At 49.4% G+C, this 26,403-nt stretch carries 24 protein-coding genes and 1 pseudogene; 5 read left to right on the top strand and 20 right to left on the bottom strand.

The annotated features are described in order from the left end of the window. Nucleotides 1-70: 70 nt before the first annotated feature. Nucleotides 71-802, top strand: coding sequence for a DUF1223 domain-containing protein (locus tag ACO0K3_RS18535; protein WP_422987170.1), 732 nt, complete (start codon nucleotides 71-73; stop codon nucleotides 800-802). Nucleotides 803-910: 108 nt separating this feature from the next. Here ACO0K3_RS18535 and ACO0K3_RS18530 read toward each other — a convergent pair whose 3' ends face one another. The 4 genes from ACO0K3_RS18530 to ACO0K3_RS18515 form a co-directional block, all read right to left on the bottom strand. Continuing rightward, complete coding sequence (locus ACO0K3_RS18530) at nucleotides 911-1,474, bottom strand: hypothetical protein (protein WP_422987168.1); 564 nt, start codon at nucleotides 1,472-1,474, stop codon at nucleotides 911-913. Nucleotides 1,475-1,864: 390 nt separating this feature from the next. Continuing rightward, complete coding sequence (locus tag ACO0K3_RS18525; RefSeq protein ID WP_422987166.1) at nucleotides 1,865-2,350, bottom strand: GNAT family N-acetyltransferase; 486 nt, start codon at nucleotides 2,348-2,350, stop codon at nucleotides 1,865-1,867. 15 nt (nucleotides 2,351-2,365) lie between these two features. After that, on the bottom strand, nucleotides 2,366-3,226 hold the full coding sequence (locus ACO0K3_RS18520; RefSeq protein ID WP_422987164.1) for a LytR/AlgR family response regulator transcription factor: 861 nt from the start codon (nucleotides 3,224-3,226) through the stop codon (nucleotides 2,366-2,368). A 70-nt stretch (nucleotides 3,227-3,296) separates the two neighbouring features. Then, on the bottom strand, nucleotides 3,297-4,385 hold the full coding sequence (locus ACO0K3_RS18515; protein WP_422987162.1) for a sensor histidine kinase: 1,089 nt from the start codon (nucleotides 4,383-4,385) through the stop codon (nucleotides 3,297-3,299). Nucleotides 4,386-4,836: 451 nt separating this feature from the next. On the opposite strand from ACO0K3_RS18515, the gene ACO0K3_RS18510 reads away from it, so the two are divergent. Beyond that, entirely contained in the window at nucleotides 4,837-6,690 is a 1,854-nt protein-coding gene (locus tag ACO0K3_RS18510) for a M2 family metallopeptidase (protein ID WP_422987160.1), read from the top strand. A 100-nt stretch (nucleotides 6,691-6,790) separates the two neighbouring features. Here the strand turns inward: ACO0K3_RS18510 and ACO0K3_RS18505 are convergent, their stop codons facing one another. The 6 genes from ACO0K3_RS18505 to thiL all read right to left on the bottom strand — a co-directional run bounded on the left by ACO0K3_RS18505 (nucleotide 6,791) and on the right by thiL (nucleotide 12,014). After that, complete coding sequence (locus ACO0K3_RS18505; protein WP_422987158.1) at nucleotides 6,791-7,651, bottom strand: EF-hand domain-containing protein; 861 nt, start codon at nucleotides 7,649-7,651, stop codon at nucleotides 6,791-6,793. Nucleotides 7,652-7,808: 157 nt separating this feature from the next. Beyond that, nucleotides 7,809-8,930 (bottom strand): ATP-binding protein, encoded by a 1,122-nt coding sequence (locus ACO0K3_RS18500; RefSeq protein WP_422987156.1) that lies wholly within the window; start codon nucleotides 8,928-8,930, stop codon nucleotides 7,809-7,811. 101 nt (nucleotides 8,931-9,031) lie between these two features. Beyond that, complete coding sequence (locus tag ACO0K3_RS18495) at nucleotides 9,032-9,796, bottom strand: response regulator (protein WP_422987154.1); 765 nt, start codon at nucleotides 9,794-9,796, stop codon at nucleotides 9,032-9,034. Nucleotide 9,797: 1 nt separating this feature from the next. After that, complete coding sequence (locus ACO0K3_RS18490; protein ID WP_422987152.1) at nucleotides 9,798-10,283, bottom strand: CinA family protein; 486 nt, start codon at nucleotides 10,281-10,283, stop codon at nucleotides 9,798-9,800. Nucleotides 10,284-10,488: 205 nt separating this feature from the next. Then, the gene (locus ACO0K3_RS18485) at nucleotides 10,489-11,013 is read right to left on the bottom strand and encodes a phosphatidylglycerophosphatase A (RefSeq protein WP_422987150.1); all 525 of its coding nucleotides are present in this window, start codon (nucleotides 11,011-11,013) and stop codon (nucleotides 10,489-10,491) included. Continuing rightward, nucleotides 11,010-12,014, bottom strand: coding sequence for a thiamine-phosphate kinase (gene thiL, locus ACO0K3_RS18480; protein WP_422987148.1), 1,005 nt, complete (start codon nucleotides 12,012-12,014; stop codon nucleotides 11,010-11,012). Before thiL ends, ACO0K3_RS18485 begins: the two co-directional genes overlap by 4 nt. Nucleotides 12,015-12,338: 324 nt before the next feature. Between thiL and ACO0K3_RS18475 the strand changes: the two genes are divergently transcribed. After that, nucleotides 12,339-13,313, top strand: a complete 975-nt coding sequence (locus ACO0K3_RS18475; protein WP_422987146.1) for a VirK/YbjX family protein — start codon at nucleotides 12,339-12,341, stop codon at nucleotides 13,311-13,313. Between the two features lie 59 nt (nucleotides 13,314-13,372). Here the strand turns inward: ACO0K3_RS18475 and ACO0K3_RS18470 are convergent, their stop codons facing one another. The 3 genes from ACO0K3_RS18470 to ACO0K3_RS18460 form a co-directional block, all read right to left on the bottom strand. Then, the gene (locus tag ACO0K3_RS18470; protein WP_422987144.1) at nucleotides 13,373-14,557 is read right to left on the bottom strand and encodes an FAD-dependent oxidoreductase; all 1,185 of its coding nucleotides are present in this window, start codon (nucleotides 14,555-14,557) and stop codon (nucleotides 13,373-13,375) included. Between the two features lie 263 nt (nucleotides 14,558-14,820). Then, nucleotides 14,821-14,985 carry a rubredoxin gene (locus ACO0K3_RS18465; RefSeq protein ID WP_422959603.1) on the bottom strand — a complete coding sequence of 55 codons (165 nt, stop codon included), beginning with the start codon at nucleotides 14,983-14,985 and terminating at the stop codon, nucleotides 14,821-14,823. A gap of 49 nt (nucleotides 14,986-15,034) precedes the next feature. Continuing rightward, on the bottom strand, nucleotides 15,035-15,514 hold the full coding sequence (locus ACO0K3_RS18460; RefSeq protein ID WP_422957976.1) for a rubrerythrin family protein: 480 nt from the start codon (nucleotides 15,512-15,514) through the stop codon (nucleotides 15,035-15,037). Nucleotides 15,515-15,809: 295 nt separating this feature from the next. Here ACO0K3_RS18460 and ACO0K3_RS18455 point away from each other — a divergent pair, with 295 nt between their 5' ends. Next, a complete protein-coding gene (locus ACO0K3_RS18455) occupies nucleotides 15,810-18,122 on the top strand; it encodes an NADP-dependent malic enzyme (RefSeq protein ID WP_422987142.1) in 2,313 nt (770 codons plus the stop codon). 197 nt (nucleotides 18,123-18,319) lie between these two features. Here ACO0K3_RS18455 and ACO0K3_RS18450 read toward each other — a convergent pair whose 3' ends face one another. The 4 genes from ACO0K3_RS18450 to ACO0K3_RS18435 form a co-directional block, all read right to left on the bottom strand. Further along, nucleotides 18,320-19,906 (bottom strand): methyl-accepting chemotaxis protein, encoded by a 1,587-nt coding sequence (locus ACO0K3_RS18450; protein ID WP_422987140.1) that lies wholly within the window; start codon nucleotides 19,904-19,906, stop codon nucleotides 18,320-18,322. Nucleotides 19,907-20,276: 370 nt separating this feature from the next. Continuing rightward, nucleotides 20,277-21,179, bottom strand: coding sequence for a 5'-nucleotidase (locus ACO0K3_RS18445; RefSeq protein WP_422987138.1), 903 nt, complete (start codon nucleotides 21,177-21,179; stop codon nucleotides 20,277-20,279). 117 nt (nucleotides 21,180-21,296) lie between these two features. Then, entirely contained in the window at nucleotides 21,297-21,713 is a 417-nt protein-coding gene (locus ACO0K3_RS18440; protein ID WP_422987136.1) for a DUF2237 family protein, read from the bottom strand. Between the two features lies 1 nt (nucleotide 21,714). Continuing rightward, the gene (locus ACO0K3_RS18435) at nucleotides 21,715-22,131 is read right to left on the bottom strand and encodes a thiol-disulfide oxidoreductase DCC family protein (protein ID WP_422987134.1); all 417 of its coding nucleotides are present in this window, start codon (nucleotides 22,129-22,131) and stop codon (nucleotides 21,715-21,717) included. A 270-nt stretch (nucleotides 22,132-22,401) separates the two neighbouring features. Between ACO0K3_RS18435 and ilvD the strand changes: the two genes are divergently transcribed. Further along, nucleotides 22,402-24,264: a dihydroxy-acid dehydratase gene (ilvD, locus tag ACO0K3_RS18430; RefSeq protein WP_422987132.1), complete on the top strand. Its 1,863-nt coding sequence runs from the start codon at nucleotides 22,402-22,404 to the stop codon at nucleotides 24,262-24,264. Between the two features lie 627 nt (nucleotides 24,265-24,891). Here ilvD and ACO0K3_RS18425 read toward each other — a convergent pair. The 3 genes and pseudogenes from ACO0K3_RS18425 to ACO0K3_RS18415 all read right to left on the bottom strand — a co-directional run. Beyond that, a complete protein-coding gene (locus ACO0K3_RS18425; RefSeq protein WP_422987130.1) occupies nucleotides 24,892-25,440 on the bottom strand; it encodes an STM3941 family protein in 549 nt (182 codons plus the stop codon). Between the two features lie 95 nt (nucleotides 25,441-25,535). Beyond that, nucleotides 25,536-25,634 (bottom strand): HNH endonuclease, encoded by a 99-nt coding sequence (locus ACO0K3_RS18420; RefSeq protein ID WP_422987277.1) that lies wholly within the window; start codon nucleotides 25,632-25,634, stop codon nucleotides 25,536-25,538. 207 nt (nucleotides 25,635-25,841) lie between these two features. After that, a pseudogene (locus ACO0K3_RS18415) lies at nucleotides 25,842-26,210 on the bottom strand (homing endonuclease associated repeat-containing protein); the annotation flags it as partial. Nucleotides 26,211-26,403 lie beyond the last annotated feature (193 nt).

Below are 26,403 nucleotides of genomic sequence, written 5' to 3'. Positions count from 1 at the left end.
AGGAGGTTCTATGCAGCACAATATTTCCCGCCGGATGTTTTGCCTAACGTCAATACTTACACTAGTCTTGATGGCAAACACGGCTACCGCAGCAAGTACACCCGCATGCAGTAAGAGCAGCCCGCTGCATACGATAGCCTTGCTAGAGCTATACACTTCGGAAGGGTGCGACAGTTGTCCGCCCGCAGATAAGTTCGTCAGCAAGCTCAATCAATCCACAGGCTTGACCACGGATCAATTATTGCCGCTGTCCTTGCATGTCGACTACTGGGATTATATTGGCTGGAAAGATGTATTCGCTAAACCTGCCTTTACGCAACGCCAGCGCTGGCTGGCAGAACTAGCTTCGTCACACAGTGTGTACACGCCTGAGGTGTTCGTCGCCGGGCATGAGTTACGCAACTGGCGCGGGGATGTGAAGGAGACAGTCAAGCGCATTAATCAGGTGCCAGCGCGTGCTGATATCCGCATTAGTCTGGACGAGTTACATGGTCAGCAATTGTCGGTACATATCGACAGCAAGACTGAGCATCCGGGTAAATTGTATTTTGCCTTGCTTGAAAATAATCTGGTGTCGAATGTGCAGGCAGGCGAGAACCGTGGTGTGAGCTTGCAACATGATTATGTGGTGCGCGAATGGGGCGAGCCGGTTCGCATGATGAATAACATTGCTAACGTGGCACGGCAGATCAGTATTCCGGTCAATGCGGTACGCAAGAATCTGGCGGTTGCCGCGTTTGTGCAATCGGATAAAGGTGAGGTCTTGCAGGCATTGTCATTGCCCTTTTGCAGCAACCTGTAAAACAGAAAATGCTTGCCGTCATGCTGCATATGATGATGACGGCAAGCGCTAATGTTTCGCTTCATGTTGCAACTGACATCGCTACTAAGTTAGCCAATAAGGCCGCAACTAATGTGACAGTTGTTGCGGAAGTTGTTGCATAGGTTGATGCAGGTTGCCACGTGTTGCCAGCAGTCGCTGAGTGACAAAAACTTGCCAGTCAGTGTTGCCGTAACTGGCCATCAGATCATAGCCCGCCGTGCGCCAGCGTGGCGTATCAACCTCCAGCCCAATCACTGCCAGATAGGGTGGTTCGACCACGACAAACTGCGTACCATACGGCAGCAAAAAACGATCTGCGCGTGCCTGGACAAAGGCTAGCGCAACGTCGTATTCCACAAACCAGGCGTTCATAAAGACACTGCAGGCTTTATCGTCATACCAGAATTGCCCCATGTCGTCGCCAATTTTTGCCTCGCCTTGCAGTACGGTGCGTGCGTGATCCCAGCTGCGAAATCCGACCTCGATTGAGACCAGATTCAGGCAGAGTTGCAGACTGTATGTATCGGGCTGAGGACGGCGGGCGCGCTTAGAGAGTTGCTGTAATTTGAGTAATGCTGCCGGGGTTTGCTTCTCCAGTGCATTGAGCAAAATACGGGCGCGGGTTTTGAGTTCGTCGGTCGCTTGCTTCATGATGGTTCTCCCATGATGCCTGAGATCGATAGAAGGCCTAGATTGCTCTGGAGAGCATTTGAAAAATTGCAGGGAAGTGTTTGCATGTGCTTGTTCCTTTTCGTGTATCGGCTGCCCGCTGCGCCATACGAATTGGTCAATCACATCCAGAAACGGAAGGAGTAAATAAGGGTGAGAGCCTCTTGTGCGGGAGGGCGTCCCTTCACGCCCGGCTATGCTGTTTTTTTAAATTAACAGCATACCGGATTGTACAAGAGAAAAGGGTGAGGTTCAAATGGATTTCAATCAGCTTAGTGAGCGAGAGCATTTGGCAGAGCTGATGAGACGATGTGGGCTGATAGGCAAGCTGATTGAATGATTCCGGTTGGATGATTTAATCAAATGGTCTAACTACACACTGCTCGCGGGACGCAGCATTTCCACATGCGGAATATCATCTTCGAGATACATTTCCGATACGGTGACAAAACCGAAACTGGCATAAAATTTTTCCAGATAGGCTTGCGCACCGATACGTACCGGCTGTTGCGGATAGTGTTTTTCCAGGTGGAGCAGCCCTTGTGTGATCAGTTCTTTACCGGCACCGCTACCGCGAAAATCTTTGGTCGTGATGACACGTCCTAGCGACGCTTCTGCAAAAGTAACGCCCGGCGGAACAATCCGCAGATAGGCGGCGACTGCTTCTTTGCCGTCGCGCTTACCCCAGCCGGTCAGGTGCAGACAGACTTTATCCACGCCGTCCATGTCGAGAAAAACGCAGTTTTGTTCGACTACAAAGACTTCACTGCGTGCGGCAAACACATCGTAGAGTTGAGTGGCCATCATGGCATCGAGACTGGCACATTGCCATTGCAGTTCTGTGGATTGGGTAGTCATAAAGCGATCTTGATTTTACATTTGCTTGAAGAGATGTGCGTACACACGGCTAACCTGAAGCTTATCATCACTGCCTCGTAGTTTGACTGTCAGTTTGCCGGCCTCATCTTTGATGGCGGTATGAATGTAGTGTGTATTGACGACCGTGCTGCGATGGATTTGCCAAAACTGGTTGCCGTCCAGTTGCGGTAAGAGCTCGCGCAAGCTCACGCGTATCAGCGAGGAATGTTCGGCAGTAACGACATTGATGTATTTGTCTGTCGCTTCAAAATATAAGACATCGCCAATCGGTATCATACGAATCTGGTTGCCGATAGCTGCACGTATTAAGCTGAGTTTTTCGGTGCCGCTGTTTGCGTTGTTACTATTGTTGTGGCTAGCATTGCTGATGCTTCCGATGCCGCCGGAGTTCGCAGAATTGCCGACGCCGGGCATCAGGTTGCGTAGCTGCGCCACTACCCGTTCCAGTTCGCCGGATCGTTCTTGTCCGTTGTCGAGACGGGTTTGCAGGCGCTTAACCGTTTTGCTTAGCCGGTCTTCGCTGACTGGTTTTAGTACGTAATCTGAGGCGGCGTGTTCAAACGCATCGACAGCAAATTCGTCATACGCGGTGACATAGACAATCAGTGGGAATGGTTTGCTATCGGGCCATTCTTCGGCTAATTCTTGTGCGACTTCGAGTCCTGTCTTGCCTGGCATTTTGATATCTAGAAACAAAATGTCCGGTAACTGAGCGAGGGCTTCCTGGACTGCGAATACACCGTTATCGACGACGCTGCAAATCTGCAGGTCGGGCCATAATTTTTCTAAATGCTTGAGTAGTGTCAGGGACAGAATCGGTTCGTCTTCAGCGACGAGGGCGCGTAGTTGTGTCATGGTCTGGTATGAATTGGTCAGTATGTTTGTTCGTTGGCTTGTTAGTTTTTTAGCGACTTAGTTCAGTTACTTAGTGCAGCGGTATAGTGAGGTGAGCCACCACGCCTTCAGGCTGATTAGCGCTCAGGCTCAGCCGGGCATCTTTGCCATACAGCGCAAGCAGCCGTTCACGCACATTGGCATTGCCAACATGGCTGGAACTATCATTGGCTGGCGGTGCTTCGTGATAATCAAATGGTAAGCCCATACCGGTATCGCTGACTTTGACGTGTAAGACCTTGCCTTCCATTGATGCCGTAACCTGGATAGTGCCACCTTCCATTTTGGGTTCTACGCCATGCTTGATCGCGTTTTCAACGAGCGGTTGCAGTAACATGGGAGCGATCTCTATTTCTTGTAATTCTGGCGGTAGGTGAGTGCTGTAACTCAGGCGCTTGCCCATACGGATTGCGAGCAGCTCAAGGTAGGCATTCATCAATCCAAATTCTTGTTTTAGCGTGGTCTTGTCGGTGCGCGAGGAATTGAGACTGGCACGCAGATACAGAATTAATTGTTCTAGCATGTATTGCGCCCGATGCGGGTCAATCGCGATCAGACCTTGCAAATTCGCTAGTGTATTGAACAGCATATGCGGCTCAATCTGCGCTTGCAGAAGCTGTAGCTGTGCCTGCATCGCCTGACGTTCTATGGCGGCGTTGCGGGCTTTTTCTTTCTCGGCCTCCGCTTTTAATTCTGCGAGCTTGCTTTGATTCCAGAAAAAGAAACCCGAAATCAGACTCAGAAAAATACACATGATGACCATCGCACGATCACCGCGCTCACTGAGGTTGGTCAGTTCGGAGGTCGGAAATCCAAATACCAGCATGCCAAGAAAATGTCCGAAGTAATAACCAATCGGTGCAGCGACGACGCAGATCGTGATAAAACCAATGGGGTGTGGTTTGTTGCGCCGCCATATCACCCAGCGGCTCCCATCGACCAGCAGCGTGATGCTGGTGCCAATCAGCATCGAAAATACCCAGTTGAGTTGAAATGTTCCTCCCCCCTCCCGAACAAATGTCAGATACAGGGCGATCAGCGTATTAAATCCGGTCAGCGCCAGTATTGTGCGGATGAGAATAACTTTTTGATCACCGCGTGGAAAAAGCAATGGAAACATAATGAGTCAATAGTCAGTGGTCAATGGTAAGTAATGAGGTTAAGTTTCATACTCTAGTACGTCTGCAATTATTCGCGCTCCTATTGAGCGTTTTAGCCTGATCGGGATGATCCTCCAATCTGCTGTAAGTCGCTAGATGAAAGCGATGAATGCCGGTCTTTTTGTCGCCAATGGCGGTCGTTTCATCGTGAAATTGCTGCCATGGTATAAACGCAACACAGTGTAACAAGTCAAATAGATTGCTGATATATTGAGCGGCCTTTAAATTTAAATCCATATTTTTCGCTAACCCGACCCATTTCATCGAAATGATGGATGGATGTCGGTTTTCGGTGAGCCAGCGCTTACCTCTGAGTCCGATGAAAAATCCGGGTTTAATTCAACACCATCCCGTTAAATTGATACTCTGGTCTCGTCATTATCCATGGCGAAGAGCCCGAAAAAGGATCTTATGCGTTACTTCCAACACCTGATTTCACCACGAATTCCCGCACTGATGACAATGTCGCTGGCGCTTGCTTATCCAGTGACTAGCTTCGCACAAACGACCCCTCCAGTGAAAAAGGCGGTATCCACAGCATCGGCACCTACGGTGGCGGAAGCGGAGCGTTTTTTGCGTGATGCTGAAGTGCGCTTGCAGCAGTTGTCCGTGATTGCGCAGCGCGCAGCGTGGGTGTACGAGACGCATATTACCGATGATACTGAGGCGATGTCGGCACAGGCGAGTGAACAGGCATTGACGGTGGGTAGTGAGATTGCGATCCAGGCACGCCGTTATAACGCCTTGCCTTTATCGGCGGATAGCAAGCGCAAGCTGAAACTGCTGCAATTGAATCTGAGTTTTAAAGATGCAGCTGATCGTGAGGCCTATACCCGTTTGTCCACTTCACTCGCCGGGGAATATGGCAAGGCAAAATATTGTAAGAATCCTGCCGATGGGAGTACCTGCCTGGATCTGGGACAGATGGAGGAAATCATGGCGCGGAGCCATGACCCTGCCGTATTAAAAGATGTATGGATGGGCTGGCATCAGCAGGCCAGCAAATATAAAGACAGCTATGTGAATTACGTCGCGGTATCCAATAAGGGCGCACGTGAAATGGGCTTCTCGGATACCGGCGCTTTGTGGCGCTCGCAGTACGATATGTCGCCGGATGCGTTTGAAGCAGACACAGAGCGGTTGTGGCAGCAAGTGAAGCCTTTATACGATTCATTGCACCAGTATGTGCGTTTGAAATTGCGTCAGACCTATGGCCCTGATGTCGTACCGCTGACCGGCCCGATCCCCGCGCATTTATTCGGCAATATGTGGAGCCAATCCTGGGAAAATTTATACCCGATTGTGAAGCCGCAAGAGCAGGCGGCGTCCTTAGATGTCGGCGCGGTGTTGAAACAAAAAAATATCGGCGCCAAGGCGATGGCGCAATATGCAGAAGGCTTTTACACCTCACTGGGAATGGAGAAATTGCCTGAGTCGTTTTGGCAGCGATCCATGCTGACGAAACCGCGTGACCGTGAAGTAGTCTGCCACGCATCAGCCTGGGATCTGGACAATCTGACCGATGTCCGAATTAAGATGTGTATCAATCAGACGACAGAGGACTTCATCACAATTCATCATGAGTTGGGACATATTTACTACGACCTCGCGTATCGCAAGCAACCGCATTTATTTAAAGGCGGTGCAAATGATGGCTTCCATGAGGCAATTGGCGACACTGTGGCTTTATCCGTGACGCCAGAGTATTTGAAAAAAATCGGCTTGCTCAGTGAAGTCCCCGATGCATCGCAGGATGTCGGTGTCTTGCTGAGTCGTGCATTAGAAAAAGTGGCGTTCTTACCGTTTGGCTATCTGGTGGATCAATGGCGCTGGAAGGTATATTCCGGCAAAGTCGCACCGAAGGATTACGATAAAGTCTGGTGGGAACTACGTGAGAAATATCAGGGGATCAAACGTCCTGCACCGATGGAGGAAAACGGATTTGATGCTGGTGCTAAATACCATGTCCCAGCCGATACGCCTTATGCACGTTATTTCATCGCACATATTTTGCAATTCCAGTTCCATCGTGGCCTGTGTAAAGAGGCAGGTTATGTTGGTCCACTGAACCGCTGCTCGATTTTTGAGGATAAAAAGGCCGGTGCGAAATATCAGGCAATGCTGGCGATGGGAGCAAGTCGGCAATGGAATGAGGCGCTAAAGGCGGTGTCTGGTGAAGACAAGATGGATGCTTCAGCGATTCTCGATTATTTCGCGCCACTGAAAGTCTGGTTAGATGCGCAGAACAAGCAGTTAGCGCAATGAGGCAGAAACATCTAACGAGAAAGACCGAAAAGGATCGAGACAGATAAATAAAAAAGCTTGAATCATATATATGATTCAAGCTTTTTTACTTGATGATACTTCAAGCACTCACAGAAACGCTGCTGCCGGAGCTGCTACCGTTTGCCTGAAACGGATCGGCGTAAGCGCGTAATAGTTGCAGGGCTTTTTTGAAAATTGCCGCATCATTATTGGTGCTGCTACTGCTATTGCTGCCAGTATTACTTTCAGAATTACTACTGGAAGTAGAATTTGCAGAGCTTGATGTACTGCTGACATCGGTAGTGCTCGCGATCGAATTGCCTGACGTATTGCTTGAGGCGTTTGTTGAGGTATTGGAGGCTGTTTTTTCCAGGTAAGCGAGAGTTTCTTGCAGTGATACTTTACCATCCTGATTCGTATCCGCCGCATCGAAATTCTGCGCAACGCTAGTCAATTTTGCCCCGGCTGTGCTGTCTGTCTTGCTGACGTCGCTGGCCAGACTGCTTAATTGATCCTTACTTAAACCCCCGTCCTGATCACTATCAGGAGGAGGTGGTGGGCGGTTGGCATCTTGTGCTCCAGTGGTACGCCTTGCGTTGAATTGACTTTCTAATTCGTCGCTGAATTTTTTCAGCCCCGAGCTGAATTCTTGTTTGGTTACCTTGCCATCGCCGTCACTGTCTAGTTTTTTGAAAAGATCTGAGATTTCGGTCGATGTTGTTGATGTGTTGCCTGTCGCAGCACTTGCAGAGCTTGTTGTACTAACGCCGCTGGTGGTTGACGACGAGTTAATACTGCTAAATGCGGATTCCAGATCTGAAACCTCCAAGTATCCCTGGCCTTTTGTGTCCAGTTTACTGAAGACGTTTTCTGCGATCTGAGACGGGTCGGGTCTTTGTTTTTGGACGCTACTGGAATAATTATAGCCAGAGCTGCTGCCTACACTTCCTATTGAACTCATGATGTCACTCCCATCTGGTTGGCATGATGCTGCGGAAAAACGGATGCTTCCAGTGTTGCGGATGATTGTTGCCTGACTATGTCGGTTTTGTATCAGTGCTGACACATTGTCAGATTTTTGTAACAGGTGGCTTTTTAGTATAGAAGAATCAGGCAAATTATCCAGCAGGATGTGTGATGGGCAGGCGTAGTTGGGCGATTAGTCCTGTATTCCCGGGTTTATTCTTCAATACGATATCGCCTGAATGCTGGCGGGCAATTTCATTTGCGATGCTGAGGCCGAGACCTACACCGCCATCATGTTTAGTACGGGACGTCGACAGGCGAAAGAACGGTTCAAATACCTTGCTGAGCTGAGCTTCTGGTATGCCCGGCCCATCATCACTAATTTGTATCGATACATAATCGGATGTTTCCTGTAAATGGATATCCACGATATCACCGGCATGAAGCGCATTCTCCAGCAAATTGGAAATACATCGTCGTAAATCGGAGGGCATCCCCATAATCGGGTTTGCACTACCAGAAAGACCTACGCTTCTGCCTTGCTCATGAGCATTGTCAATCAGGGCCTCTACCAATGCCTGCACATCCAGGCGTTGCGCTGTGTGTGTGTGTTGACCGTTGCTACGCAGGTAGTCCAGTGTGGCATCGAGCATCAGTCGCATTTCTTCAATATCGGCTTCTAATTTTTCTTTGGCACTCTCATTGTCCAGATGCTCAATCCGTAGTTTCATTCTGGTGAGCGGCGTGCGTAAGTCATGAGATACCGCAGCCAGAAAGCGTGCGCGTTCTTCCATTTGTTCGCGAATGCGTTCTTGCATGCGATTAAACACACGGGCGGCCTGCCGAGCCTCTGCCGGACCTGATTCTACTAAGAGAGGGGCATTCAGATTGTCGCTGATCTGACTTGCCGCTTGTGCCAAACCTTGAATCGGTTTTGCCAGATTACGAGAACCAAACCAAGCTGCCATTGCCAGAATAACGAATTGCAGCATCATGCTTAATAAGAAGCCCAGCATAGGGCCAGGAAACCTTTCTTCGTGCTCATGTGGCTGAGGCGGACGACGTGATTCTGGTGTCTGAAGTAGAGAATATTCTTGAGGTCGCATAGCGCCTGGTAATGAGATCTCAGGTGGGCGTGGTTGACGATGCGGAGGCAAGTGTTCGCCTAAAAATTGAAATAATAAGACGAAGGTCATGATATGGCTGATGACGACCGCAGCCATTGCCAGACCAAACAGGCGGGTAAAGATAGTGTCAGAAAAAAAACGTCGCATAGGACTCGTCAGTACTTATCTTGAATTAGCGCATATAAGATGTTGCTTGGCATATTTTGCGTTGAGTGTTGTACCCGCCATACCGCAAGCAATGGTATTCATTACGCCAATGGGGGTTGAAACATATATCCCTCACCGCGTATCGTTTTGAGTATGGCGGGCTGGCGTGGATTGTCGTCCAGTTTTTGGCGCAAGCGCGATACTAATAAATCGATACTGCGATCATAGGCTTCGGCAGATTTGCCACGGGCGATATCCATTAACTGATCGCGGCTGAGTACGCGCCCCGGGCGCTCGATAAATGCCAGTAACAAACGGTATTCAGCATTTGATAGCGGAATGACTATGTTTTGGGGTGTGTATAGTTGTCGCAGATGGCAATTGAGTCGCCAGTGATGGAAAAGAATGTTGTCCCCGTTTTTATTCGCGATCTGGCGTTGGCTGGCGGGCGAACGTCGCATGATCGTCTGGATACGTGCGACAAGTTCACGCGTGTCAAATGGCTTAACCACATAATCATCGGCACCGAGCTCCAGACCGATGATGCGGTCAGTGAATTCTCCGCGCGCGGTCAGCATTAGTACAGGAATCTGACTATCTTCTCCGCTACGTAAGGTGCGCAACAAGCTCAGGCCGTCCTCGCCCGGTAACATCAGATCGAGCAAAATAATATCCACACGCGCCATTGCTAACTGTTCGCGCATCGCTTGCCCATCGGCGACAGTATTGCAGCGTATTCCGAACTTCTCCAGATAGCGCGCCAGCAGCTCGCGTATTTCCCGATCGTCATCGACCAGTAAGGCGTAAATATGCGGCTCCGGTAACGGCGTTGGCGTCTCGCAAATTTCTTTTGCTACAGCAGACAACTCAGATTTCCTTTACGTAGCGAAGCAAGCGGTCAAGCGCATGTACGATGGTCTGCTCCCGAACCGCATGGCGATCACCGCTGAACACTTTTCTCTCGGTATGAGTGACACCGCCTACTTGCCACGCAAAACATACGGTACCGACCGGTTTGCCAGGTACGGCGCCACCAGGTCCTGCAATACCGGTAGTGGATAGCGATATATGTGCCTCAGAATTGGCAATGGCGCCTTCTGCCATCGCGGCGGCGATTTCTTCGCTGACTGCACCATGTTGCGCAATTAATGCGGCGGAGATGTCGAGTAATTCGCTTTTTGATGAATTGGAATAAGTGATGAAGCCGCAATCAAACCATTCGGATGAACCGGCAACCTCAGTGATTGCCTGGCATATGCCACCGCCGGTGCAGGATTCCGCAATCGATAGCAAGAGTTTTTTTGATTTGAGTGTCGCGCCGACTTCTGTTGCGAGTTCGATAGCATTGAGCATGATATGGTCTCCTGTGGTTTTTTCGGAATACCAATGCGTAAAAAGTCAGATCCATGGATATAACTCAGCAATTGGCTGGAATCAGCTACAGAATTACTTTACCACTTTGTGATCGTGATTTGATCGGCTTAACAAGAATTTACTGACGCATCAGGATCTGTCCGGATTACTTGCCGCTACCTGCAAAGAAAGTGCTCATCCGTGGTCAGATCGCTCGCCACAATGCGAATAACAAGAGGGTATAAAACGCGGCAAGTATATCGTCCCACATGACACCAAAACCCCCTTTTAGCTGACGGTCAAAGTAGCCGATTGGCGGTGGCTTGATCATGTCAAACACGCGGAACCAGAAGAATGCCCAGCATTGGGTAGAAAAACTGGCGGGCAGGACGAGGAGTAATACTAACCAGAACGCTATGATTTCATCCCAGACCATGCTCCCGTGATCGGAGACGCCCATGTTTTTGCCGGTCACAGAGCATGCCCAGATGCCGATAGCAAATCCGAACAGGATGATCCAGGTCCAGACTGCAGGCGTAAACAACTCTGGCCAACGCATAGTGAGGACGTTAAAACTGAGCCAGGCAAATAAAGTACCGGATGTGCCTGGCATGACAGGTGACAGGCCGCTGCCAAATCCCTGTGCAATAACATGGGCAGGATGTGCCAGCATAAAGCGGGCAGTCGGTCGGTTGATTTTGGCTATCTGGCCAGATTCTAATGTGCTCATGGCGTGCTGAAGTGGTCAAAAGATGTCAGAGCTAATGCTAATGGCTGTCCCGCTGCGTCGAACAGGCGCATGCCCGATTCGCTATCTATCGTACCAACGCGTGTAACGGGCGTGTTGCTGGATATCGATGCTGCCAGTACTTGCGTTCGTAATTCTGACGGCGCTGTGAAGCAGAGTTCATAATCGTCTCCGCCTGCTAATGTAAATTCGCGCTGTTTGTTATTGGAGTGATCTTGCGACTGAGTGCGTAGCTGATGATGTGCAAAATTACGCAGCGCAGCTCCGGCGGGCAGTAAATCTGCATGCAGACTTGCTCCGACTCCGCTGCGTTTCAGGATATGTCCGAGATCTCCAATCAGGCCATCTGAAATATCCAGCGCTGCATGGGCAATTCCCCGCAAAGCTAGACCCAGTGCAATTCTTGGCGTAGGTTGATGCATACGTTTCGCTGCAATCGCAAAGTCCTGATCACTTAACTTTAACTCATTCCAGTAATGCGCCAATGCCAGCCTCGCATCACCGAGTTCGCCTGAAATCCAGATATCATCGCCTGCCTTAGCTGAATCCCGGCGCAAAGCTTGTCCCGGTGGAATTTCACCGAAAACGGTGATACTGATTGTCAACGGGCCTTTTGTCGTATCGCCACCGATCAGGGTACATTTGTATTCTTTCGCCAAATCCAGCATACCGGCAGAAAAAGGTGCCAGCCAGCCTCGATTTGCCTCAGGTAAGGCAAGTGCCAGATTAAAAGCCAGAGGCTTGGCTCCCATGGCGGCAAGATCAGACAAATTCACCGCCAGACATTTGTGTCCCAGTAAGTAGGGATCGGCATCAGGAAAAAAGTGCCGACCAGAGACCAGCATATCGCTGGAAATCGCCAGTTGCATACCGGCATCAGGTTTTAGCAGCGCACAATCGTCGCCGATGCCAAGTTGAATGCGAGGATCGCTGCTTGGGGGCGTGACGAAATAATCTTGGATAAGGTCGAATTCTGAGAGCATGCGGCATTGTACTCAGCTCAGAGTTATTAGAACAGACAGGAATGCGTGATTGCTCGTAGTGCATCCGGCAGCTTGGCAAGCAGCAGTTCGCGTATCTTTGTAGTCCCTCTCTATCGCGAAACCAGCAGTGACCCTTTAGTCTTGGGATTTTGTGCCAATGACAACTCCGTAGCAGATACATATCTTTAATAATTCCATAGGGAAATGTTGACGGCAATGCCTAAAGATTTACGTGAACAAAGGTAAAAACCGAAGTCTTGTTCAAAACAAGATTTGAAACATTAGGTTACAATTGTGCACATTATGTGACAATTGGTGCCCGAAGTGACTATATTGAATTCGAAAGATTTGTACTTTGCAGAGGAGAGCCGTTCGCTGCTGGTAGAGAAAAACGTACCGCGTCGCCGTTCTTTTTTCGACGTCATGGCATGGGCTGTCCAATTACGGTTGACTGATACAGCAACCGGGTTGAAAGGGAAAGTCGTTTTTTTACTTAGAACCTTACTTGATCCGGTCAATAGTCATGCATGGTATCGCTACGTCAGCAGCAACCATCTCTTAAAAACTGCAAGCTCAGATCCGGGTTTGCTGGATTCTATTCATCGTCCGTTTTTTGACCGGCGTATGCGATCGCGTGACCGGCTTTCTCTGCTGACGAATCACTTTAATCTGGCCGAAACGATATTGGGCAGAGGCAATTGCCGAAGCGTACTGTCCGGGCAGAAGCTTGAACTGGCGCGAGTTACGGGAAAGAATAATGATGTATTCCAGCTGCGCTTATTCAGAGGCACGTCGTATAAGCGCGAGGGTGGTTTGAGTCTTGGTTTGTTTATCGACGATACTTTGCTGCAATGCGTGACTTTTTCTTTCGATCAGCAACAACAATACCTGGCAATTAAAGTGGGCGGCGTGCAGGCAAGCAACTGCGGTGCCCGTGAACTGATCCGTGAATCGACCAAAGAACTGCATGGAATACAGCCCAGATTATTATTGGTTGAAGCATTGCGTTACCTTGCGCAAGAACTGCAAAGCACGACGATAGAATGTATCGCCCAAAAGAATCATATCTATCAAGCCTGGCGCTATAGATTTACCAAAAATATCAAAGCTGAGTACGACCAGTTGTGGACCGCGGCGGGCGGTATGAAGCGCGCATGCGGTAACTATTCACTGCCGATTACGATGCTCGAAAAACCACTCTCATCCCGTCCCTCAAACAAGCGTAGCGAGTACCGCGCCCGCTCGGTGATATTTGAAACAATGCGGGAACAAATTGCCCAAAGGCTCGCCATTCACTAGAACTCATTCACTCTTGTGGATGAAATGAGCGCTACTTGCGGCTGCTCGCTCTACTGGTATTACGCTTCTGTGGATTCAGCTAGTTCTGCTAAAAGCCTGGTACGCAATCTGGCATCTTGAGGCGCAACGGCAAAACCCGATAATCGGTTGTCGGCATCAAAAAACCGGCTGATCGTCGTAGCTTCAATTAATTCAGTTTCCCATCGCCCGGCTGCCAGATCTTTGATGCCAGGCGGTACCACGGCAACAGGGAAGCTCGGCGTCTTTACAATCACCGGAGATGGTCTTAAATCGATTGCCGTGCGCTCACCTGTCAGACTGCGTGCGATTGCGCGTGCCGCCACCATCAGCGGTGCGATGTAAGGCAATACTTGTTGTACGCCAACGGTAATATGATATTGCGCACAATCCCCCAATGCATAGATATTTGCCGCGCTAGTTTCGCCATGGGCATTAATCAGAATGCCCCGATCGGTGTGTAGCCCTGAGGCTGTAGCCATGCGCAGTTTAGGACGTAATCCCACCGCAGACAGTACCAGATCTGCATGCACCAGTGAACCGTTTGCCAGCGTAACTTGAAGCGCATCGCTATCCGGCGCTTGGTGAATACTGCTGGCGGTGGTACTTAGTTGCAAGGCGATACCACGTTTCAGCAGTGCGTCTTGCAAACCAAGTGAAATTGCCTGTGGTGCCAGCGCTGCTAGTGGAAGAGAGTTCGGATCAACCAGCGTTACCTGGTGTCCTGCACCAGCCAGATCGTCTGCAAATTCACAACCGATCAGACCAGCGCCAAGAATCGTGATACGCGCTGACGCCCCTACCGCAGCAATTTTTTCGCGAAAGAGGGCATAGTCATCAAGATGGTTGACTGATAAAACCTGCGTCGCCGCATCGCCTGCAATCGGCAGACGAATAGCTTGTGCACCAAGTGCAATGACGACTTTACTGTATTCAAAGTTGCCGGCATTCGTAACGACGTTATTGGTCACCGTATCGATATGATCGACCTTAGTTCTTGTCAATAAGCTTGCATTAACTTGCGCCGCCATTTGTTCAGCAGTTTGGCTAGTTAGATTTTTTGCCTGCTTGTTTTGCGCACAGGCGTTCGATAGCATCGGTTTAGAATAAAAACCGCCATCGTCTGCGGTAATGATGAGTAACGGAGATGTTTTATCTAGTTTGCGAAATTCACGCGCAACGGTATAGCCAGCGAGACCACTACCGATGATGACGATTGGAGACATAGTAAAACCCTGATTCTGTAAAAATGAGTTTGGTAATGCACGGATGAGTCATCTGACAAGATGCTTAGATGTTCAGTGTTTGTTCCGCCGCGTTGGCTCTATATAAACGGCTCTGACTCAGGATTGTTTCTATGACTTAGCTAACCATGCTAACTGAGCTAAGTCAGCCAAATCAGTTAAGTCAGCGATCTCAGTGATGTCAGTTAAGTCAATTAACGCGCGTTCATGACCATCGACGATTGCAGCATCGATGGTCGTGCACATTAAATTTCAACCATGTCGAAATCTGCTTTGGCAACGCCGCAATCCGGACATTCCCAATCCGCTGGAATGTCGTCCCAGCGTGTGCCTGCAGCGATGCCTTCTTCCGGCAAGCCTAAAGATTCGTCATAGATAAAACCACAAACGACGCATTGATATGTTTTCATAAAATTCTCGATTCTGTGTAATGAAGATAAATAGCGATCAGGGCGGGACTCAGGCTTTGGAGGCTTCGAGCACGGCGCGATAATGGTTAGCATGACGCTCTTCCACTTTTGCTAAAGCGGCGAAGCGTTTTGCGGCAGTTTCCAGCGTGCGTTTGAACTGTTCCGCGTGTTCTTTAGACTCGGCAATTTGCTCATCATATTCAGCAACGGCGGCATGGTTACCTTCTTCTACTGCCAGATGACGGAACTTTGGGTACATCTCTGTGTACTCATAAGTCTCGCCTTCAATGGCAATTTCCAGTGCTTTTTGTGGCGTCATTTGTGTTTTTGGGTACAGCAAATCGAGATGGCCGAATGCATGCATGACCTCTTGTTCCGCTGTGGCTTCAAACGCCAGTGCGACGTCTTCTGCGCCTGCTGCACGCGCCAGCTTGGCGAAGTAGCGATATTTAATATGGGCCATTGATTCGCCAGCAAAAGCGGCTTCAAGGTTTTGAATCGTAACGGATGGGTTGGCTGTATTACTCATGGTGGCTCTCCTGATGGTGATCTAAGATATTGCAATCGGCATTTATTTCTATTTGCTATCAAACTGAGTGCGATGATAGATAATATTAATAAATTGGGGAAATTGATTGTTTATACTAAAGCAATAGGCAATAGCTATATCAATCTCTATTGCGATCAAGAATTGAATTTAGTTATGTTTAAAAGTCATAGAAGTCGTACAAATACGTATAAAGTTAGAGGGAACCCTCTGCTAGAATCACAGACCATTCGTAAGTAATAAGTAAGCAAGCAAATAAAAAGAGAGGCCGCAGAGTATGGATTCGTCAGCAGATCAAAAAGAACTTCTACGTCAACAATTGCGTCAGGCAGCCCTGGAGTATCACGAGTTTCCTACTCCCGGCAAAATCAGCGTCACACCGACCAAACAATTGACGAATCAACGTGATCTGGCTTTGGCGTACTCTCCCGGGGTGGCTTCTCCTTGTGAGGAAATCGTTGCCGATCCGGCAAATGCATTCAAATATACGGCGCGCGGCAATCTGGTCGGCGTGATCACCAACGGTACCGCAGTGCTTGGTCTCGGTAATATCGGTCCGCTGGCATCCAAGCCGGTGATGGAAGGTAAGGGCGTTCTGTTCAAAAAATTTGCAGGTATCGATGTATTCGATATTGAAATCAATGAACTCGATCCAGACAAGCTGGTGGATATTATCGCTTCGCTGGAGCCGACTTTTGGCGGCATTAATCTGGAAGATATCAAGGCGCCGGAGTGCTTTTATATCGAACGCCAGTTGCGTGAGCGCATGAAGATTCCGGTCTTCCATGATGATCAGCACGGTACAGCGATCATTGTCGGTGCCGCGATTATCAATGGCCTCAAAGTCATCGGTAAAGACATCAAAAATTGCAAACTTGTGGTATCTGGCGCTGGTGCTGCGGCGCTGGCCTGTCTCGATTTGCTGGTCGATCTCGGTTTTCCAATTCCCAATATCTATGTTACGGATCTGGCTGGTGTGGTCTACAAAGGCCGTGCTGAACTGATGGATCCGGACAAAGAACGTTTTGCTCAGGACACTTCAGCCCGTAGTTTGAAAGAAGTGATTGAAGGTGCGGATATTTTCCTCGGCTTGTCCGCTGGTGGCGTACTGAAAAAAGAGATGGTCAAGGTCATGGCGGATAAGCCATTGATCCTGGCGCTCGCGAATCCGACACCGGAAATTTTGCCCGAAGAAGTTAAGTCGGTTCGTGACGATGCCATCATGGCGACAGGTCGTTCTGATTTTCCGAATCAGGTGAATAACGTCCTGTGCTTCCCTTATATTTTTCGCGGTGCGCTGGACTGCGGTGCGACGACGATTACCCGTGAGATGGAAATTGCCGTGGTCTATGCGATTGCCGAACTCGCTCAAGCCGAGCAATCCGACGTGGTCGCATCGGCTTATGGCATCGCCAATCTGAGCTTTGGTCCTGAATATCTGATTCCAAAACCATTTGATCCGCGTCTGATGATCAAGATCGCGCCAGCCGTGGCGAAAGCGGCGGAAGAGTCTGGTGTCGCGGCGCGTCCGATCAAGGACATGCAGGCGTATGTCGATCGTTTGCAGCAGTTTGTCTATCACAGCGGTACCTTCATGAAGCCGTTATTCCAGGTTGCGAAAAAAGCGCCTGATGAACGCAAGCGTATTGTCTATGCCGAAGGTGAAGAAGAGCGTGTTCTGCGCGCAGTGCAAGTGGTCGTCGATGAAAAACTGGCGAAACCGATTTTGGTCGGTCGTCCAAACGTGCTCGACCAGCGTATCGAGAAGTTTGGTTTGCGTTTGAAGGCGGGGGTTGATTTTGAAGTCATTAATCCCGAGTTCGATCCCCGTTTCCGCGACTACTGGCAGACCTATTATGAAATGACCTGCCGCAAAGGCAATAGCCAGCAATATGCCAAGCTGGAGATGCGTCGTCGTCACTCTCTGATCGGCGCGATGATGATCCATAAAGGTGATGCCGATGGCATGATCTGCGGTACCTTCGGCACCACGGGTTTGCATTTGAATTATGTCAATCAGGTATTAGGTAAGCGAGAAGGCGTGAATGTCTATGCTGCGATGAACGCTCTAGTTTTGCCCGATCGTCAGTTAGTTCTGGTCGATACGCATGTGAACGAAAACCCCAGCGCGGAGCAAATCGCTGAGATCACTATACTTGCTGCCGAAGAGATGCGTCGTTTTGGTGTCAAGCCGCGTGCAGCCTTGTTATCCCATTCAAATTTCGGTTCCAGTAACAGCGAATCCGCGCAAAAAATGCGTGCCGCTTTAGCGATTATTCAACGTGACGCACCAGATCTGGAAGTTGACGGCGAGATGCATGGTGATACCGCACTGGACAGTGCTTACCGTACCAAAATGATGCCAGGAACAACCCTGAAGGGTGATGCGAATCTGCTGGTGATGCCGAATATTGATGCGGCCAATATTGCCTATAATTTGCTGAAAACTACTGCCGGTAATAACGTCGCAATCGGTCCTATTCTGCTTGGTTGTGCAAAGCCTGTACATATCCTGACGCCGTCTGCGACAGTGCGTCGTATCGTCAATATGACAGCGCTCTGCGTGGTAGATGCTGTTGCGCAGCGCTAAGACGGATTAGAAATATTGCTTGCCTACGTCTGAGTGAGCCTGCTGAAGTAAATCGCAGCTCTCTGCATTGAGACATGAAAAAGCCGGGAATCTTTTAATTGATTTCCGGCTTTTTTATTGCGTCCGGGCGGTAATGCTTCTACCGACTTTGTTGATTCTTTACGCTTTTTTATGATTCTGGATGATTGAATATCAGATCAACGCATTGCCTGTGGCGCGCGCCTTACTTGTAGCGAGTTACTGAGCTTGAACTGCCTTACCACCTCGGCCAGGCTTGCAGCCTGATCCTGCATGGACTGCGCTGCCGCTGCTGCCTGTTCGACCAAAGCAGCGTTTTGCTGCGTCGCTTCATCCATCTGCACGATGGCATCATTGACTTGTTGGATGCCTGAACTTTGTTCTTGCCCTGCTAAAGTAATTTCGCCAACAATCGTGACCACACGTTTGACACTGGCGACAATTTCCACCATGGTGACACCGGCTTTCTCAACGAGCTTGCTGCCGTTATCCACCTGGTCGACCGAATCATCGATCAGAGTTTTAATTTCCTTGGCAGCGCTTGCACTTCTTTGTGCCAGATTGCGTACCTCCGATGCGACTACGGCAAAACCGCGACCTTGTTCACCGGCACGTGCCGCTTCTACCGCTGCGTTAAGCGCCAAAATATTGGTCTGGAAGGCGATGCTGTCGATGACGCTGATAATGTCGACAATTTTTTTGGACGACTCATTAATTGACCCCATACGCTCCACGACCTGATCGACAACGATTCCACCTTGCATGGCGATCTCGGACGCAGATACGGCTAGCTGATTTGCCTGACGGGCGCTCTCGGCATTGTGTCTGACTGTTGCCGTGAGTTCTTCTATGGTTGACGCGGTCTCTTCGAGAGAACCTGCTTGACGCTCTGTGCGGTTGGATAGATCCAGATTGCCACTGGCAATTTCACCTGAGGCGTTGGCAATGGTGTCGGTGCCCGTTCTCACTTGATTCACGATTCTAAGTAAATTGTCGTTCATCGCTTGCAGCGATTTTAATAAAAGTCCGGTCTCATCGTCAGACGTGGATTCTATGTGTGCAGTCAGATCACCTGATGCGATGGTTTCTGCAAAAGCAACTGCCTGATTCAAGGGGCGTGTGATACCGGCTGCAAGACGCCATGCAATGAACCAGCCTAACAGAAATAGTGCGCCACCAAAAACGAATAATATAAGACGACTTTGAGTTTCAATTTCTTGGATTCTTTCAGCCATTTTATTGATGCTAGCTCGCTGCAAATCCAGCAATTTCTGCAAAAGATCTAGGTAGCTAGCTGCCGATACCGAGTAGGTCGTTTCAAAAATTTTGTTAGCTTCGTCAGCATTGTTATCTGCCTTCGCTTTGGCGATTGCATCTCTCGCGGCAATATAGTTTTTTCTAGTTGAAGTTAGTTGATCAAAGACCTTGCGCTCCTCATCGCTGGTCAGCAATCCTTCAATTGTTTTTTGTAACTCTGATGATTGCTTACTCGACGCGACTGAGTCGTTGGCGAAATAGGCGCTTAGACTGGAGTCTGAGCTTTTGGCAATTGCGGTCGTGCGCCTGACGCCGGATTGAATTACTCGATACCAATCAGAAACAAGTCGTTCTTTTGTGAGGGGTGTTTTTAAAATTGTTTCTGTAGTATCTGCGACTTTGGCGAGCTGCAATAAGCTAAGACCCAAGAGTACGATCATTGACATCAAAATGAAGGCAAAGCCTAAGCTAAGTCGCTTACCAATCTTCATGTTGGCGAAAAGATTCATTTTTCTCTTTCATTAATAATGGCTAATTGAATGACGAGTATGACGATAAAGCACTACAAGGTAATGACGATGAAAAGATGTTTGCGCTGCAGGAAATTGGTAAAAGGAAAGGGCTAAATTTCTATCGCTTCGGTTATTGGAGATGATACTTTGCGTCGGATGAATACGGTAGATTTTATTTGGTTTGTTCGTTGGTCTATGTATCCCTTCGCCACTTAGCTTATTTAGTATTGAAGGTGTCGTTCATTTTGGTATTTTAGTTACTCCGGGTAGTATTTTTTCAATACCTATGGTGCAAAAGCGGTAAGGTCCTATTTTTGACATGCTTTTGGGGGAGTATCGGTTATTGTCTCAAGATAAATTGCCCCCGTTACTGCTTGATCGGCACCCGTCCCGTAGCGACGACGCTTGATGCGCGTTCACAATGACCGTGCTGGTCATCAAAGAACATATGCGGTTTAAATGCGCCTAATACGGCGGACTTGTGTACCCCGCCCATGAAGAAGGTTTCATCAATCGCGATGTTCCAGGCGCGTAATGTGCGGATCACACGTTCGTGGGCTGGCGATGAACGTGCCGTGACGAGCGCAGTGCGTAAGGGGAATGCTCTGCCATCGGCACTTTTAAAATTATTTTGCAGGAAAGATAGCGCCACTAGCAGGCGGGCGAAGGGACCTTCCGGTAAAGCTTTGTTCGCATTGTCGCGCTCATGTCGCTCAAACGCTTCGATACCTTGTTCCTGATAAATCCGCTCAGATTCATCGGAAAAAATAACGGCATCACCGTCAAAGGCAATACGGATTTGATCCAGTTCTTGCTGCGGATTATCAGGAATACCGTAGAGCAAAGCGGCTGCCACACCCGAGTTGATGGCGGCCTGCACATCATCCTCATGCAGCGACAAAAACAGACTCAGATTGAACGCTTGCAAGTAAGGTGATAAAGATGCGCCACCAACCAGTGCGGCGCGTGAAATATCCAGTCCGTAGTGTTTAATCGAGTTAAAAATGCGTAAAGAGGTTTCAGACGAATTGCGCGACATGATCACGACCTCCACCAGACGGTGCTCCGGTGTGAGTGTATTCAGATGCAACAAGGCCTTGACCAGGGCAAAACCGGCACCGGGTTTGAGAATGGTGTTTTCATTGACCAACTGATGCTGCCGGTAGGCGGCCAACCCCTGATGCTGAAAAATAGCTTCTTCGACTTCCAGATCAAACAGGGCGCGGGAGGAGATGCCAACGACTAATAAATTATCAAGCGAAAAAGCCATAAAGGTCCGTGATGTCGGTCAGGTGATCGGTCAGATGATCGGTCAGTTTGTTGTGTAAGGTGCAGACCCGCAACCAGTGATGCGCGGGCAGGCGCAAGGGCGAATGCATATATCGCGTCAGGTATTGGGCGACAGTTCGTCTTGCCCTGTTCGGCTGTCAAACTGCTCCAGAATTTCCAGATCAACCAATTGCAGCACTTTCATATTGGTACTCTCCAGCACGACCAGCGGTGCGACACCGTCATCCATTGCCTCTAGCCAGCGATTCGCGCACAGGCACCATTGATCACCGGGTTGCAGGCCGGGGAAGTTCCATTCCAGGCGCGGCGTCATTAAATCATTACCGCGACTTTTGCTATACATTAAAAAACCAGCGCTCATGACCGCGCAGACAATATGCGTGCCGACATCCTGCTCATTCGTTTTACAGCACCCATCACGGAAAAATCCTGTCAGCGGATCAAATGAGCAGGGGACGAGCGGTTGCCCAAAGACGTTTAGAGCGAGTGTTGTAGTGGAAGTGGGGTTTGCCATTTCAGTCAATTGCTTTCGTTTGAGTGCGTTTCTTTGCCCACGATAACATTGCCGGTCCGAATAAACGAGAGATGGTATGACGATATTTTGCAAAAAAACGATAAGAAACAATGAGTATAGGGCGCAACCAAGGGCGCGTGTAAATCCACGCCAGTAGTTTTAAGTCCGTACGTTGATAGGCCGCCGCAAATACGTCTACGCCGATGAGTGTCGCCGTGTCCTTACTATCACCTTCTAGTCGCCCATGTATTTGCGCCATCGCCTGCTCGCAACTAATCTGGTAGCGATCAGATTGGTAGCTTTGATCAGCGATATCGACAAACCGCAGTAAATCGCGCTGATTTTTAGAGCGCAGCAGCACAATCTCCGCGAGGCATAAAGGGCATGCGCCATCATAAAAAATAGTCAGTGTTTGCACGTTGAATTCCTGTTGCTGTTTCTATTGAAGAGAACAGCATAGCGCAAGACGGATATTGAGGTTATTTCTGGGTTTAGTTCGTAAAATGAGTGTTAATCGGACACTATTTTGGACAGCATTGCTGGATCCGTTATTGTGGACCTTGCACTTTGAAAGTAGATTTTTCAATCAGATTTATATCAGATTCGACCTAATATCGTCTAAATCCCCTATTTGACAACAAAATCATCTGAGAGCATTCTAGGTACCTATCTAATTAGGAGAGACTTCATGCCGCAATATCGTTCACGTACTACCACTCATGGCCGCAACATGGCTGGCGCCCGCGCACTGTGGCGCGCTACTGGCATGAAGGACGGTGACTTTGACAAGCCCATTATCGCCGTGGTGAATTCTTTTACCCAGTTTGTGCCGGGTCATGTGCATTTAAAAGACCTGGGCCAACTGGTCGCGCGTGAGATCGAGGCAGCGGGTGGTGTGGCGAAAGAGTTCAATACGATTGCAGTGGACGACGGTATTGCAATGGGCCACGGCGGGATGCTGTATTCGCTGCCATCGCGTGATCTGATCGCGGATTCTGTCGAGTACATGGTGAACGCACATTGCGCCGACGCGATGGTCTGTATTTCGAACTGCGACAAAATCACACCGGGGATGTTGATGGCAGCGATGCGGGTCAATATCCCGGTCGTGTTTGTCTCCGGCGGTCCGATGGAAGCAGGCAAAGTTTTAAAAGTCGTCAACGGTTCGCAAAAAATCATCAAGCTTGATCTGGTCGATGCCATGATCAAAGCGGGCGACAGTAGCGTGAGTGATGCCGATGTGGCCGAGATTGAGCGTTCTGCTTGCCCGACCTGCGGTTCTTGCTCCGGCATGTTCACCGCCAATTCGATGAACTGTCTGACGGAAGCATTAGGCTTGGCTTTGCCGGGTAACGGCACGATCCTGGCAACCCATTCTGATCGTAAAGAATTATTCTTGCGCGCAGGTCGCCTGATTGTCGATATCGCCAAACGCTATTACGAACAAGATGACGCCTCTGTCCTGCCACGCAATATCGCGACCAAAGCCGCGTTTGAAAACGCGATGGCACTCGATGTTTCGATGGGTGGTTCGACTAACACCGTATTGCATTTGCTGGCGGCTGCACATGAGGCCGGGGTTGAATTTAGCATGGCAGACATCGACCGTATCTCACGCAAAGTCCCGTGCCTGTGCAAAGTTGCACCGATGACGGATAAGTACCATATCGAAGATGTGCATCGTGCCGGTGGCATTATCAGTATTCTCGGTGAACTGGCGCGTGGCGGTTTGCTGGACACTAGCTTGCCGACCATCCACAGCAAAACCATGGGTGATGCGATTGCCAATAATGACATCATCTGTACACAAGATCCGGCGGTGCACCAGTTGTTCCGCGCGGCTCCAGGTGGCGTGCCGACACAAACAGCTTTCTCGCAATCTGAACGCTTCGCGTCATTGGATACCGACCGCAGCACAGGCTGTATTCGCGATAAAGCCCACGCCTATTCAAAAGACGGCGGCCTCGCTGTTTTATACGGAAATTTGGCAGAAAAAGGTTGTATCGTAAAGACCGCCGGTGTGGATGAAAGTATCCTCAAATTCAGCGGAAAAGCGCGCGTGTTTGAAAGCCAGGATGCGGCGGTGGACGCCATCATGGGCGATACGGTACATGAGGGCGATGTTGTCATCATCCGTTACGAGGGTCCAAAAGGCGGCCCAGGGATGCAAGAGATGCTGTACCCCACGTCATACATCAAATCAAAAGGTCTCGGCAAGGTCTGCGCCTTGTTTACTGACGGACGTTTTTCCGGCGGCTCCTCAGGTTTGGTAATCGGCCACGCCTCGCCAGAAGCAGCAGAAGGTGGTGCGATTGGTCTGGTAGAAGAGGGCGATATGATTGATATCGATATTCCTGAGCGTCGCATCAATCTGCGTATCAGCGATGCTGCACTGGCCGCGCGTCGCGCCGCGATGGAAGCCAAAGGTGATGCAGCATGGTTGCCAGTCAATCGTGATCGTTATGTATCGCAAGCATTGCAGGCTTATGCAGCACTCACGACCTCAGCAGATCGCGGCGCTGTGCGTGATTTGTCGCAATTGAAGAAATAGATTGTCAAGGCGCGGTTTTGAGGAATGCAACGGTCGTTGTCTGTAAATAATCGGTATTGATTCTGGTTTGAACTGAGAACGACTGTCTTATTGAATCGAGTTTTTTTTCTCGGCGAACGCGACGAGAAGTCTAAGGCATAAGATTGTGTTTGTATTCGCTACTCATTGCCTGCGTGCCATGTCTGACTTCAACGAATGATGAATCAAAGCGTGAACGGAAACGGTGGTTTGTGGCTGCCATTACCGCATTGTCCACGCTCTTTATTTCATATGTAATGTAAATCGCAAAATCTTTCAAGCTTGCGCAAGGATGGCATTACTTATTCAGTTTCACTGGACTACAGCGCGGCTTTTCATTTTGGGGCGTGGATTGCAATTCTTTGCTTGTCACCGTCGGGTGAACTCTTGTAAAGCTAGATTTAATAACCATTGATTGTGACGGAAGTTTGAGCTGATTTTTCTGGTTTCGGCACATTCTGCTCAGTAGCGATCGTCGAACCTATGTCTTGTTGTGACTGAAAGGAAGCGGTTGCCGCTCGAAAATGTGCGGCTTTGACGCAGCGCTGACGGAGTCGCCGTCACGAATGAAAATAAAATCTGATTTGCGACTCTCTGTCTAGAGTCAAGTTATGCATTTTTTCCATATTTTTTAAAATACATATGACAGACATCGACCAGCTCGTCGAAGCCGATTGTTAATGAATTCGATGTAATTGCGATGGGGCTACCGCACAATTTGAAGTTCATCCTGTTGAGCGTCCGTTGCAAGGGGCCACCTACCTCAATATACCGCTCTGGGTTAGTTATTTTGACGATAAGCGTTTTTTGCTTTTGCACCTCAAATATGTCAAATCCTACGATCTCTGACCATGGAATGAGTCCCGCTGAAACACCGCTTGAATTATCGAATATTCCAGCAGAACTCAAAATAAGCCCAGGCTTTTTGTCGAAGATCTTTTTGACTCCGAACAATCCACAAAGACCAAAGAACGTAATCGATATCACTCCAATTACATGAACAAGTATGGGACTATTGAAGCGCCGCTGAGATTCAATTTCGGCTGAATCCAATTGGACCATCCACAAACCACCGACCACAAACGCGCACGCACCTGCAATTAGCAGAAGCATTTTGGTCTTACTAAGTTCTATTATTTTTTCATCAGTGTTACTCATGTGGCTCCTAGTAGTCATAACGTCGGCGCTGCCCGGCTCGCAACTTGTGCCGCGACGCGGCAGCCTTCGGTTGCGTGTCCGTACCGAGCAACCATCTAGCCCGGGTGCACATTGGACTTACCCAGATTGCATACCGAGCAAAGTGTTTGCAGGTTTGCGAGGACCGTTTCACCGCCTTTGCTCCAGGGAACTATATGGTCTACATGGAGCTCAACCCCAGGCGTTAGCGCCGGGCTTGAACCACATGCTCGACAAGTAAAGCGATCACTTTGAAGAACATGCCATCGAAGTCGGAGCGATGGGTCTCTGCCAGTTGACCGGCGAGCGGGCTCGCTACCATCTTGAGTGTTGGAAGACTCGATGCCGGTCACATTTGCAAAATTGACGAAGGCTTCGAGCGATGCCGTCCATGAACCAAAACGCCGGTTGTATGGGGTTTGAGAGAACTTAGACGGCGGTGCCGATAACTCGCTGCGACGAGGTTGCCGCCCATTGTGCTGCCAAAGCACTAGTAGATTCTCAAACAAGCGATCGTCTGATATGTCCAGTTCATTGGATAAGGAGAGACCAGCTAGATTGAGCGCTGCGTTCCATGAACCGAACCGGCGGATAACTGTGCTGTAGTCGTAAACGCCAATTTCACCGTACTTCTTTTGCGGTACCGTGTTTGACTTCCGTGCATGCGCAACACGCTGGAGATCAGCGATCAGCTCCGCGTCAGATACTGGCGCGCCAGAAACGCGAGATAGTTTGAAGGACGGCTCCGCCATATAAGGGCTAACGTTTGAATTAACGGGCGCCGTTAGGCGTCCCGCTTGAATGATGGAATGGACTCTCCCGCCTTTTTGCGCGATATTAAGCGCACTGGTTCACATTGGGGATGGGGATCAGATTTCAACGCGAGGAGTCCACTATGAATGCTACTACCGTGGCCGTTGATTTGGCCAAATCTGTGTTTCAACT

The organism is Undibacterium sp. Rencai35W (assembly GCF_049340185.1).
Classification (GTDB): Bacteria; Pseudomonadota; Gammaproteobacteria; order Burkholderiales; family Burkholderiaceae_D; genus Undibacterium.
Note: the sequence above shows the minus strand (reverse complement) of the source record. Positions and strands in the feature narration are given on the sequence as shown.